Genomic DNA, 12157 nt, shown 5'->3' on the forward strand with positions numbered 1-12157 from the left:
TATCACAATGAGTTTGCCGCGATGACTGGCCGCTGGAACCGCTGGAGGCCGGTAGCCCAGGCGTTGCGGAATAAAAACAACAAAGGCCCCGCAATGCGGGGCCCTTGTTGTCACATGTTGCTGGAACGGACCGAGGCTCAAGCCTCCACGTCGTCCTTGTAGGCGTCGACCGGGATGCAGGCGCAGAACACGTTCTTGTCGCCGTGCACGTTGTCCACGCGGGCTACCGGCGGCCAGTACTTCTGGCGCTTCAGCGATTCGAGCGGGAAGGCCGCCAGTTCGCGCGGGTAGCCGTGGGTCCACTCGCTGGCCGAGACGTGCGCGGCGGTGTGCGGCGCGTTCTTCAGCGGGTTGTCCTCGCGGTCGAGCTTGCCGGCCTCGATGTCCTTGATCTCGGCGTGGATCTGGATCATCGCGTCGATGAAGCGGTCCAGTTCGCCCTTTGGCTCGGACTCGGTCGGTTCGACCATCAGCGTGCCGGCGACCGGGAAGCTCAGGGTCGGGGCGTGGAAGCCGAAGTCGACCAGGCGCTTGGCCACGTCCTCGGCGCCGATGCCGGTGGCCTTCTCCAGCGGACGCAGGTCGAGGATGCACTCGTGGGCGACCAGGCCGTTGCGGCCGGTGTACAGGGTCGGGAAGTACGGGGCCAGGCGGGTGGCGACGTAGTTGGCGTTGAGCAGGGCCACCTGGGTGGCACGGCGCAGGCCGTCGCCGCCCATCATCGCGATGTACATCCAGCTGATCGGCAGGATGGAGGCAGAGCCGTAGCTGGCCGCGCTGACCATGCCCACCGCGCCGTTGTCGCCGAGCTTGCCCGGCAGGAACGGGGCCAGGTGCGACTTGACCGCGCACGGGCCCACGCCCGGGCCACCACCGCCGTGCGGGATGCAGAAGGTCTTGTGCAGGTTGAGGTGCGAGACGTCCGAACCCCAGTTGCCGGGACCGGCCAGGCCGACCAGGGCGTTCATGTTGGCGCCGTCGGTATACACCTGGCCGCCGTGGGCGTGGATGATCTGGCAGATCTCCACCACATCCTCTTCGAACACGCCGTGGGTAGAGGGGTAGGTCATCATGATCGCGGCCAGGTTGGCCGAGTGCTTCTCGGCCGCAGCGCGGATGTCTTCCACGTCGATGTTGCCGTTGGCATCGCACTTGGTGACCACAACCTTCATGCCGGCCATCTGCGCCGAGGCCGGGTTGGTGCCGTGCGCGGATTCCGGGATCAGGCAGATATTGCGATGCGACTCGCCACGGCTGGCGTGGTAGGCGCGGATCGCCAGCAGGCCGGCGTATTCGCCCTGCGCGCCGGAGTTGGGCTGCAGGCTGACGGCGTCATAGCCGGTGCACGCGACCAGCATCTGCTCCAGGCCGTCGATCAGTTCCCTGTAGCCGGTGGTCTGGTCGGCCGGGGCCAGCGGGTGGATGTTGGCAAACTCCGGCCAGGTGATCGGGATCATCTCGGCCGTGGCGTTGAGCTTCATGGTGCACGAGCCCAGCGGGATCATCGTGCGGTCCATCGCCAGGTCCTTGTCGGCCAGCGAACGCAGGTAGCGCAGCATCTCGTGCTCGCTGTGGTGCGTGTTGAACACCGGATGCTGCAGGTAGGCGCTGGTGCGCAGCAGGCCGGACGGCAGTTCCTCGCCGATGGCCGCATCGAGTGCGTCGATGTCGCAGGTGGCGCCGAACAGGCCGGCCAGCGCGACCACGTCCTCGCGGGTGGTGGTCTCGTCCAGGCTGATGCCAAGCGAGATGCTGTCGATGTGGCGCAGGTTGTAACCGGCGGCCACGGACCTGGCGTGGACCGCCTCGGCATCGATGCCGGTGATGTGCAGGGTGTCGAAGAACTCATCGCCGACGTTGATGCCGGCATCGCGCAGCGCCGCGGCCAGGATGCTGGCCAGGCGGTGGGTGCGCTGGGCGATGCGCTTCAGGCCTTCCGGGCCGTGGTAGACGGCGTACATCGAGGCCATCACCGCCAGCAGCACCTGCGCGGTGCAGATGTTGGAGGTGGCCTTCTCGCGGCGGATGTGCTGTTCGCGGGTCTGCAGGGTCAGGCGGTAGGCCGGGTTGCCGTGCGCGTCGACCGACACGCCGATCAGGCGACCCGGCATCGAGCGCTTGTAGGCGTCGCGGCAGGCCATGAAGCCGGCGTGCGGGCCGCCGAAGCCGAATGGCACGCCGAAGCGCTGGGTGTTGCCGATGGCGATGTCCGCGCCCCACTCACCGGGAGCGGACAGCAGGGTCAGCGCCAGCAGGTCGGTGGCCACGGCCACCAGGCCCTGGCGGGCGTGCACGGCCTCGACCAGCGCGGCGTGGTCGGCGACCTTGCCGAAGGTGTCCGGGTACTGCAGCAGCACACCGAAGCTGTCGGTTTCCAGCGCCTGCACCGGGGTGCCGATGACCAGCTCGATGTCCAGCGGCTGGGCGCGGGTCCTGAGCAGCTCCAGGGTCTGCGGGTGCACGGCGTCGTGCACGAAGAACACGTTGGACTTGCTCTTGGCCGAACGCTTGGCCAGGGTCATCGCCTCGGCGGCGGCGGTGGCTTCGTCCAGCAGCGAGGCGTTGGCGATCTCCATGCCGCACAGCTCGGCGACCATGGTCTGGAAGTTGATCAGCGCTTCCATGCGGCCCTGCGAGATTTCCGCCTGGTACGGGGTGTAGGCGGTGTACCAGGCCGGGTTCTCGAGGATGTTGCGGGCGATGACGTGCGGCGTGTGGGTGCCGTAGTAGCCCTGGCCGATGAAGCTGCGCAGGACCTTGTTCTTGCCGGCAATGGCGCGGATCTTCTCGAGCGCCTGGACTTCGGTCAGCGAGCCGGGCAGGTCCAGCGCGGCGGCGGCCTTGATGCTGCCCGGGACGATGGCGTCGGTCAGCGATTCCAGCGAGTCCTGGCCGACCACGGCCAGCATCTGGGCGATTTCGCTGGCATCCGGGCCGATATGGCGTTCGACGAAGGCACCGTTGTGCTCGAGCGCGCGCAGGGAAGGGGTGTTCTGGGACATGGTCTGGAGGTCTCAGGAATCAGGCAGGGGCGGGGTGCGGGCCGCAACCGTCCACGCAAGCGGACGGAAAGCGCGGCTTTCCGCGGGTGCCCCTCTGTCCTTTTGCCTGAGAGTTTGGAAGCGACGCGACGAGGATCGTGCGCTTCGTGCCCCTTCGGCGCCGGGTTGGACCGGTCTCTCCAGAGTGTTGGTGCAGATGGTATCGGGCCTGAGCGATTACGGGCGTTGCGCCTTCGGCAGCGGGTCGAGCCGCTTCTCCCACCTTGTAGCCCGGCAATTATAGCCCGGTACAGCTGGCCGGGACGGGGCTGGCTTAAACTGCGCGCCCTTTTGTTACCGCTTCGCCCGGCGCCTGTTGGCCGCCCGGGCGCTCGCGCGTGAGCTCCTTGATGCCGCCACGCAGGCCGCGGGGCTGTCATGCTGAATGGGCGCGCGTACCTGGCGTGGCCCGCAACCTGGAAACCCAATGCAAGCTACCAAGCAGCTCTCGCCCGGCCGCATCGCCTTGCTGATCGGCGGGTTGTCGATGTTCGGCCCGTTCGCCATCGATGCGATTTTCCCGGCGTTCCCGCAGATGGGCGCGCAGCTGGGTGCCGACAAGCTGGCCATGCAGCAGACCATCAGCGTCTACCTGTTGGCCTATGCGTTCATGAGCCTGTTCCACGGCGCGCTGTCCGACGCGCTGGGCCGCAAGCGGGTGATCGTGGGCGGCCTGATGGTGTTCATCCTGGCCTCCATCGGCTGCGCGCTGTCGCGCGACATGGGCACGCTGCTGTTCTTCCGCGCGCTGCAGGGGCTGTCAGCCGGCGTGGGCTACATCATCGGCCGCGCGGTGATCCGCGACCTGTACGAGGGTGACGATGCGCAACGGCTGATGAGCCACGTCTCGATGGTGTTCTCCATCGCGCCTGCCATCGCGCCGATCATCGGTGGCCTGCTGCTCGGGTGGACCGGCTGGACCGGCGTGTTCTGGTGCCTGGTCGGGTTCTCGACCCTGCTGCTGCTGACCACCTGGCTGTGGCTGCCGGAAACCCATCCGCCGCACGCGCGGCAACCATTGCGTGCCGGCCAGCTGGCACGCGACTACATCGGCATCGCCTCCAATGCGCGCTTCCTGCGCCTGGCCGCTGCCGGTGCGCTGGGCTTCGGCGGGCTGTTCCTGTACATCGCCTCGGCTCCGGCCTTCGTGATGGACCTGCTGCGTCTGTCCGAACGTGAGTTCGCGTGGCTGTTCGTGCCGACGATCGGCGGCATGGCGCTGGGCGCATTCGCCTCGGGGCGCGCGGCCGGCCGCATCCCTGGTGAGCGGTTGGTCGCCATCGGCTATGGCTGCATGGCCGCGGCCACACTGTTCAACATCGGCTACAACACCTTCGCCACGCAGATGAGCGTGCCGTGGGCGGTGTTGCCGATGTCGATGACGGCCTTTGGCGTAGCGCTGATCTTCCCGATCCTGAGCCTGGCGATCCTGGACATGTATCCGCGTCTGCGCGGTTCGGCTTCGTCGTTGCAGGCGTTCAGCACGCTCATCACCAATTCGGTCATCGCCGGCCTGCTGTCGGCGCTGCTCAGCCACAGCGGCCTGTCGCTTGCCATCGGCGCGGGGTGTTTCGCGCTGGCCAGCTTCGGGATGTGGTCATGGGAGATGCGGGTGTCTGGACGTGTGCTGCCGGCCAGCGTCGAGCCGCATCCGCTTGAATCCAGCGAGTCCGCCTGAGTCCGCGCCCATCCACGCAGCCAGCGCGGCGATGCGGGACAATGGCGTCCCCGCCGGCCCCACGCCGTCCACAGTGAGTTTTACGATGTCCATCGAGTCCAAGAACCGCCGCGATGCCCGCAAGAAGCAGGCCGAGCGCGAGAGCAACCGCGCCGCCGCCAATCCGCCTGCGCGCCCGGCCATCGAGCCGCACGCCGAGCTGCGCGACCAGCACCGGACCCTGCTGGCCGGCATCGTCCGCCGCGAGGGCGAATGGGTGCTGGGCATGGACGGCAAGATCGCCGGCGAGACCACCAGCGCCGCGCGCGTGCTGGCGCTGCTCATGCAGGCCGCCGAGCTGCACGAACGCCAGGGCACGCCGGTGCGGCTGATGTATTCGGACGCGCTCAAGGACGCCGCCCACGCCGAAGCCGCGGGCAATGGCCAGACCTTCGACGAGTTCAAGGCCGCGCTGGCCGCTGAACTGGGCGGCGGTGGCGAACCTGCTCCGCTGAGCCACTGACTCCGGCCAGCACTGGCAGAAAAAACTCCCGGCATGACCGGGAGTTTTTTTTGTCCATCCTTGGTAGCCGTCCTCGCGAACGGCCACCAGCGCGGGATCAGCCGGCGTTGGCTGCCGGAGCCGGAGCCGGAGCTCCCGCCGAGGCTTCCCAGCCGCACATCTGGCCCTCGTTCTGCTGCTTCAGCCATTCCTGCAGCGGCGAGAAGTATTCCAGCAGCGGGGCGGCGTCGAGCTTCTGGGTGCCGGTCAGCTCGTTGAGCGTGGCCTGCCACGGCTGGCTGGCGCCCTTGTTGAGCATCGCCCAGAACTTCTGGCCGGCTTCCTTGTTGCCGTAGAAGCTGCATTCGTTGAGCGGGCCGGTGTAGCCGGCCGCATCGCACAGGCCCTTGTAGAACTGGAACTGCAGCACGCGCGCCAGGAAGTAGCGGGTGTACGGGGTGTTGCCCGGCACGTGGTACTTGGCGCCCGGATCGAACAAGTCCTCGCCGCGCGCGGTGGCCGGGGCCACGCCCTGGTACTTCGCCTTCAGTTCCCACCACTTGGCGTTGTACTGCTCGGGCTTGATCGAGCCGTCGAACACGCCCCAGCGCCAGCGGTCGATCATCAGCCCGAACGGCAGGAACGACACGCCGCTCAGCGCCATGCGCATCTGGTTGTTGATCACCGCCTCGCGGCTTTCCTGCGGCTGGTCGACCAGGCCGATCGAGCTCAGGTAGCGAGGAGTCATCGCCAGCACGATGGTGTCGCCGATGGCCTCGTGGAAGCCGTCGTTGGCACCGCCCTGGAACAGCGGCTGCTGCGGGTTGTAGGCCAGGTCGTAATAGATGTGGCCCAGTTCGTGGTAGATCGTGGTGAAGTTTTCCTCGGTCGGGGTGATGCACATCTTGGTGCGCACGTCCGGGCTCTTGCCGTCCTCGCCACCCATGTTCATGTCCCAGGCGCTGGCGTGGCAGACCACATTGCGGTCCAGCGGCTTGATGAACTGGGTGTTCTGCCAGTAGCTCTCCGGCAGTTTGGGCATGCCCAGAGACACGTAGAAGTCCTCCGCGCGCTCGGTCATCTGCCTGGCGGTCAGCAGTTCGGCCTCACGCTGCGCCTTGAAGCGGGACTCGGCGCTGGCGGTGGCGCCCGGCTTGGCCAGGGCGGCGCTGAGGTTGGCCTGGTGCTGCTTTTCCAGCGCGGCGGTGATGTCCAGGCTGCCGGCACCAGCGTAGGGCTCGAGCATGTCCCACAGGTTGCTCCAGTCCTGCTGCCACATGTTGCCGGCGAGGTGCGCCGGGATCATGCCGCCGGCCACTTCGCCCTTGTCCTTGCCATAGGACTTCACCAGCTTGCTGCGGGTGTAGCAGTGCAGTTGCTCGTACAGCGGCTTGACCTGTTCCCACAGGCGGTCGGTTTCGGGGCCGACCTGCTCGGCCGGCATGTCGTAGGCGCTGCGCCACATCGCGCCGGCATCGGCAAAGCCCATTTCCCTGGCACCTTCGTTCACCAGTTCGACGAAGCGCTGGTAATCCTTGCGCATCGGCGCGGCGGTGGCGTGCCAGCCCTGCCAGGCGTCGAGCTGCTTGTCGTAGTCGCGCGAGCGCGCCAGCACCTGTTCCAGCTCACCGAGCTGGCGGCACTGCTTCGCATCGCCCTCGCCGGTGCAGTACTCGCCCGAGCCGTAGTCGCCTTCCATCTTGGTGGCGATGCGGGTCAGCTCGCCGAGCTTGGCCGGGTCACGCGGGGCCGGCATCGAGGTCGACAGCTTCAGCAGGTTGATCGCGCGCTTGGTGTCCTCGCTCATCGGCTGGCCGTCGTACTTGCCGGCCTGTTCGATCCAGCCATTGAGGATGGTCAGCCAGCGCTCGTTGGCCTTGGCCGCCACGCGCGCCGAGTCGTCATTGATGTAGGTCGACGACAGCCACTGGGCCGAGGTCATTTCCGGGTACATCGCCTTGAGCTCGGCGTTGACGCGGGCGATGAACTCATCGGCGCTTTCGGCCGGAGCGGCGCTCGCCGCCGGTGCGGTGGTTTCCGGCGCTGCTTCCTTCTTGCAGGCCGACAGCGAAAGGACGGCGGTGCCGATGGCAGCGGCCAGCAACAGGTGACGATGGTTCACGGATATCCCCGGTGGTGTTGAATACCGGCGAAGGCTAGAGGGCGTCACCCCTGGCCGCAAGTGCGCCGGTCGGCGCCGCAGCGCCATCAACAGCACGCCGCCGCCGATCATCGCCAGCCCGGCCCATCCGCGCCATGCCAGCCGTTCGTGCAGGAGGGCGCACCAGCAACACGCTGGGCTTGCCCGCCGGCGCTGCCTGCGAGCCTGCCGGCGTTGCAGGGCACGGAAGTCGAAGACCAGAAGGCACCCGCGGCCAGGGCGGACAGCGCGGACAGCGCAACCAACCCGGCGTGGCCGCCGGCAGCCGCGCCGGATTGCTCCACTGGCGGCGGCGGGCGCAACCGCCGTCTAGACGACCAAGGTGACGACGGTGCGCAGCTGGATCGCCAGGTCCGAGTGATCCGCTGCAGCGAAGGCTGACAGAGCCGACACCAGTGCCCAGAACAGCCATTGCGGATGGGGGGCATGACCGAGACTCCAAAGCGACCACCGTGGTGTCTGGCGTCAGGTCGCGCAACCGGCGAACAGGTCGCGCGAGCGGTCGTAGAGCGAGGTCCGCACCTGCATCAAGCCGAGCACGGACGGAAACAGATTGTCGTGATCGCTGCGCTGGGCAGCGCGCTGGCGCACGCACGCCAGATCCAGCCCGCGGTCCTGGGCAAACCCCTGCGAGAACCACATCACCATCGGTACCCGCGTCTGTTCCTGCGGCGCGATGGCGTAGGGCACGCCATGCAGGTACAGGCCCTTCTCGCCGAGTGATTCGCCATGGTCGGACAGATAGATCATCGCGCTGTCATAGTCGTCCATGGCGCGCAGCGTGCGGATCGTGCGGCTGAGGAAATGGTCGGTGTAGCGCACCGAGTTGTCGTAGCTGTTGACGATCTGCTCGCGGCTGCACTTGCCCAGGTCGGCCGTGTCGCAGGTGGGGCCGAAGTGCCTGAACGTGGCCGGATAACGCTGGAAGTAACTGGGACCGTGGTTGCCGAGCTGGTGCAGAACGACCACCCGGTCGCCGGGTTTGGCCCGCACCTGCGCGGCCAGGTCATCGAGCAGGATTTCATCCATGCAGCGGCCATCGGCGCACAGCCCCGGCTTGCGGGCCTCATCCAGGCGCTGGATCTCGAGCCCCTCGCATACGCCCTTGCAGCCGGACTGGTTGTCCCGCCACAGGGTCGAGATGCCCGCATGCTCGAGCACATGCAGCAAGGACTGGTGTCCGCGGATCTTCTTCTCGTCGTAATCGTGCCGGCCGAATGGAGAGAACATGCAGGGCAATGAAACTTCCGTGCTGGTGCCACAGGCATGCATGTCGGGAAAGTTGATCGCCTCGGTCTGGGCCAGTTCCGGTGTGGTCTGTCGCTCGTAGCCATTCAGTCCCCAATTCTGCGCACGCACCGTTTCGCCTACAACCAGCACCAGCAGGCGTGGGCGGCTGCCGGCAGCGCGGGGCAGGGTACTGGCGTCAGTGCCGAGTGGCAGCCTGGGTTGTTTGCCGATGGCACCGGCGGAGGAGAGGTTCTGCTTCAGCGCCACCAGGTAGTTGACCGGCGTGGCGAGGTAGCGCACTTCGCGATGGTTGCGCAGCAACGCCGAGAGGTCCTGGAAGGAAACCATGGCACTGGCGCCGCCGACAACGACGATGCCGGCGAGGAAGGCCAGTCGCCACAACAGCGCGTGGGTCCAGCGGCGCCGGCGCAGCCGCAGCCGCGACAGGGCCAGGATGGGAAGCACGGCATAGCCCAGCAGCGGCAGGATCAGCGCCGGCGTCATCAGCTCGCGCGATTCCTTCTGGTCGGTTGCCAGCACATTGCGCAGCATGTCCGCATCCAGGTACACGTTGTAGCTGTTCATGTAATGCGTGGCGAAGGCGGTGGCCACCAGCAGGACGACCAACAGCGACTTGGCGTTCCAGCGCCACAGCAACAGGCCGAGCAGCAACGCATGCACCGACACCAGCAGCGCCAACAGCGACCCGGCGAACAGCACGCTGCCCGGATGGGTTGCCATGGCGTTGCGCCAGAACAGCGCGTTGCAGGCCAGGGCGAAGAACGTGCTGGCTGCCAGGATCAAGGTCTCGGTGGACAGCTCGGGGCGCCAGCTGCGCAGGCCGGAAAGTGACGGAAGGCGGCTCCTGGTCTGGACGGCGGCGACATTCATGCCCGTGCTCCAGCGGTCGGTGCCTGGACGGCAACGGGCACAGCACCCGCGGCCAGTCGTGGGAACATGACCAGGAACAGCGTGGCTGCGACCAACCAGCTGATCCCCAGCGACCACAGGTCGTGCGAGAGGAAATGCGCGCCACGCAGTTGTTGGCCGGCGCCGAAAATCGCTCCGGCCAGCAACGCGGTGGCAAGCAGGCGCCCACGTAGCTGCGGGCGGACCACCCAGGCGAAGAAGTACAGCGCCACCCACGCATAGCCGGCGCTGGAATGACCGCCGGGAAAGCAGGCCGCAGACGGCATGTCCGGCGGCCGTGCCTCGAAGAGGCCGACGAAGCTGCGCGTACCGCCGTAGCGGTCCAGGTCCCACGGGCAGTCCATGTGGGTGAGCGACTTCAGCAGCGACACCAGGCCGGTGGACAGTCCAAGCGCAAGCAGCAGGTAAAGCAACGGACGGCGAAGCTGTCGCCAGCGGATATCGGTGCCGGCGCGCGCCAGCGCGGCCACGACCACCAACGACGCGCCCACGCTCAGCCACTTGCCGCCGCGATGGATCAAGCCACTGGTAAGCCATGCGTCCCTCAGTCCCCAATGGTTGCCTTCCAGCTGGTACAGATGGTCGGCAAGCCACAGGTCACCGCCACCGCCCATCAGCAGCGCGCTGAGCAGGACGAGTGCGGACGCAGGGAGGAAAAGGTGCTTGCAGGAAAACTCCAGGCGTGCCGGTGGCAGGCTCGAAGTGGAACGGAACAAGAAAGGCTTCATCAGCTGACATGCATGCCATCGGCAGGGAAGGCGGCATGGTCGGTCGGTCACTGTCGGAAGCCGGTTGGAGGTATGTCGGAGAGCCGTTAACAGCGCCGGGTTCAATCCTGCTCGATTCCGCCAACGGCCGTGGTGCCGGCATCGACCGTGCAGCCGGCGCGCATCGCGGTGCCGGGCAGCAGCAGCCAGCGGTTGCGATTGGCCGTACCGATGGCGATCACCTGGCTATGGTCCACGCAGGGGCTCAACGCGCGATCCAGCACGAACAGCCAGCGTCGCTTGGGCGCGGCGGCGAGCCAGCGGCTGGCATCGCGCCATTGTTCGGAAACGGGTCGCTTGAAGCCGAAGTCCACTGCGCGGGGACGGGCCTGCAGCAGGTTCTGTTCGCGCCAGGCCACCATGCCCAGTTCCGCACCCGGGCCGATGCGTGCCTGTACCTTGCGCATCACCGCCGAGGCAGAACTGTAGGGATCCAGGGTCGGCATCAGGCCCAGTCCGTAGCTGCACCACAGCAGTGCCGTCATTGCGACCACCGCCAGAGCGGCATGGCGCAGGCGCGTAACCGCCAGCACGATCAGCGTGGCGACGCCGAAGCCGAGCAGCCAGTATCCAAGGGGGTGCAGGACGGAAGGATCGATTGCCCGGCGCAAGGCAGCCTGCCGCGCCCAGCCTGCGCCGGCAATCGCGCCGGTGCCGGATATCAGCGCGCCTGCGCCCAACGCGGCGACGTACACGGCCAGTACCCAGCGCACGCCCGTGCGACGCAGCAGGCCAGGCAGCAGCGGGGCGGCGGCGATCGCCAGCGCCGGCAGCATCGGCAGCACATAGACCTCGCGTTTGCCGGGACTGAGGCTGAAGAACAGCAGCACCAGCGCGGACCAGCCGAGCAGCAGCAGGTGGCGCGGGTCGACGCGTCGGCAGCGCCGCCACCACGCCGGCAACAGCCAGGGCAGCAGCAGGCTGCCCGGCAGCCAGAGCAGGAGCATGACCTGCAGGTAGTACCAGGCGGGTTGGCGGTGGTGCCAGGCCGCGGCGTAACGCGTTCCGGTCTGTCTGAACAGCAGTTCGTGCGCGTAGGCCGGCAGGGCCGGATCGGCACCGTGCAGCAATGCAATGGACAGCGGCAGCAGCCAGACCGCCGTGCCTGCGAGGAACAACGGCGGCAGCAGGGCCCAGCGCCAGCGATCGCCCGGCCGTGCGGCGGCCAGCCTTGGCCTCCGCCGGCGCAAGGCCAGCCAGGGCAACAGCACCAGCAAGGGCAGGAAGCCCACGCCCTTGGTCACCGTGCCAATGCCGGCGGCAACCACGCCGATGGCGAACGCCGGCCAGTCGGGTCCGCGCAGCAGGTGCCGCATCAGGCCCCACAGCGACAGCGTGGTCATTGCCACCAGCGCCATGTCGATCTGCCCGCGCTTGGCCATCAGGCCGAACTGCAGGCAGGCGAACAGGGCCACTGCCGCGTAACCGGCGACGCGGTGGTTCCACAGGCGCCGTGCCAGGTCCCAGGTCAGAGCCAGTGTCAGCAATGCCGCCAGCAGCGAGGGCAGCAGGAAGGCGACCTCCCAACGCCCGAGCAACTGGTACGCGGCCGCCTGCATCCACATGAAGACCGGCGGCTTCTCGGCGTAGAGCTCGCTGCCGCGATGTGGCAGCAACCATCGTCCGCTCTCGACCATCGTGCGCGCGGCCAGCACGAAACGGGGTTCGTCCGGAGGTGATGGCTGGCGCATTCCCAGTCCCGCGGCCAGGCTTGCCGCGATCAGCGCCAGCAGGGCAAGAAACGGGTAGGGAATGCGGCGAGGGCGCGGACTGGACGATTGCACGTTGGCACGGACTCCCACCGGGTCCGTCCATGCTCCGCTCCGCCATGTCGGAATCGCGTCCGAAGACGGCGTTTTCGACATTCCT

General features: G+C 67.5%; 7 protein-coding genes and 1 riboswitch. Of the genes, 2 read left to right on the top strand and 5 right to left on the bottom strand.

What is annotated here, in order from left to right:
• Window positions 1–137: 137 nt before the first annotated feature.
• Window positions 138–3002, bottom strand: a complete 2865-nt coding sequence (gene gcvP, locus LG380_RS01065; protein ID WP_225763200.1) for an aminomethyl-transferring glycine dehydrogenase — start codon at window positions 3000–3002, stop codon at window positions 138–140.
• Window positions 3003–3086: 84 nt separating this feature from the next.
• Window positions 3087–3195: riboswitch (glycine riboswitch) on the bottom strand.
• 273 nt (window positions 3196–3468) lie between these two features.
• Here gcvP and LG380_RS01070 point away from each other — a divergent pair.
• Both LG380_RS01070 and LG380_RS01075 read left to right on the top strand, forming a co-directional pair.
• Complete coding sequence (locus tag LG380_RS01070; protein WP_225763201.1) at window positions 3469–4719, top strand: multidrug effflux MFS transporter; 1251 nt, start codon at window positions 3469–3471, stop codon at window positions 4717–4719.
• Between the two features lie 85 nt (window positions 4720–4804).
• On the top strand, window positions 4805–5221 hold the full coding sequence (locus tag LG380_RS01075) for a hypothetical protein (RefSeq protein WP_225763202.1): 417 nt from the start codon (window positions 4805–4807) through the stop codon (window positions 5219–5221).
• Between the two features lie 97 nt (window positions 5222–5318).
• On the opposite strand, the gene LG380_RS01080 is transcribed toward LG380_RS01075, so the two are convergent.
• The 4 genes from LG380_RS01080 to LG380_RS01095 all read right to left on the bottom strand — a co-directional run bounded on the left by LG380_RS01080 (window position 5319) and on the right by LG380_RS01095 (window position 11979).
• Window positions 5319–7322, bottom strand: coding sequence for a M2 family metallopeptidase (locus LG380_RS01080; protein WP_225763203.1), 2004 nt, complete (start codon window positions 7320–7322; stop codon window positions 5319–5321).
• Window positions 7323–7826: 504 nt separating this feature from the next.
• The gene (locus LG380_RS01085) at window positions 7827–9482 is read right to left on the bottom strand and encodes a phosphoethanolamine--lipid A transferase (protein ID WP_225763204.1); all 1656 of its coding nucleotides are present in this window, start codon (window positions 9480–9482) and stop codon (window positions 7827–7829) included.
• Complete coding sequence (locus tag LG380_RS01090) at window positions 9479–10237, bottom strand: phosphatase PAP2 family protein (protein WP_225763205.1); 759 nt, start codon at window positions 10235–10237, stop codon at window positions 9479–9481. The genes LG380_RS01085 and LG380_RS01090 overlap by 4 nt, the downstream gene beginning before the upstream one ends.
• A 113-nt stretch (window positions 10238–10350) precedes the next feature.
• The gene (locus LG380_RS01095; protein WP_225766392.1) at window positions 10351–11979 is read right to left on the bottom strand and encodes a glycosyltransferase family 39 protein; all 1629 of its coding nucleotides are present in this window, start codon (window positions 11977–11979) and stop codon (window positions 10351–10353) included.
• Between the last annotated feature and the right edge of the window lie 178 nt (window positions 11980–12157).

The sequence above is a fragment of the Stenotrophomonas sp. Marseille-Q4652 genome (assembly GCF_916618915.1).
In the GTDB taxonomy this organism is placed as follows: Bacteria; Pseudomonadota; Gammaproteobacteria; order Xanthomonadales; family Xanthomonadaceae; genus Stenotrophomonas.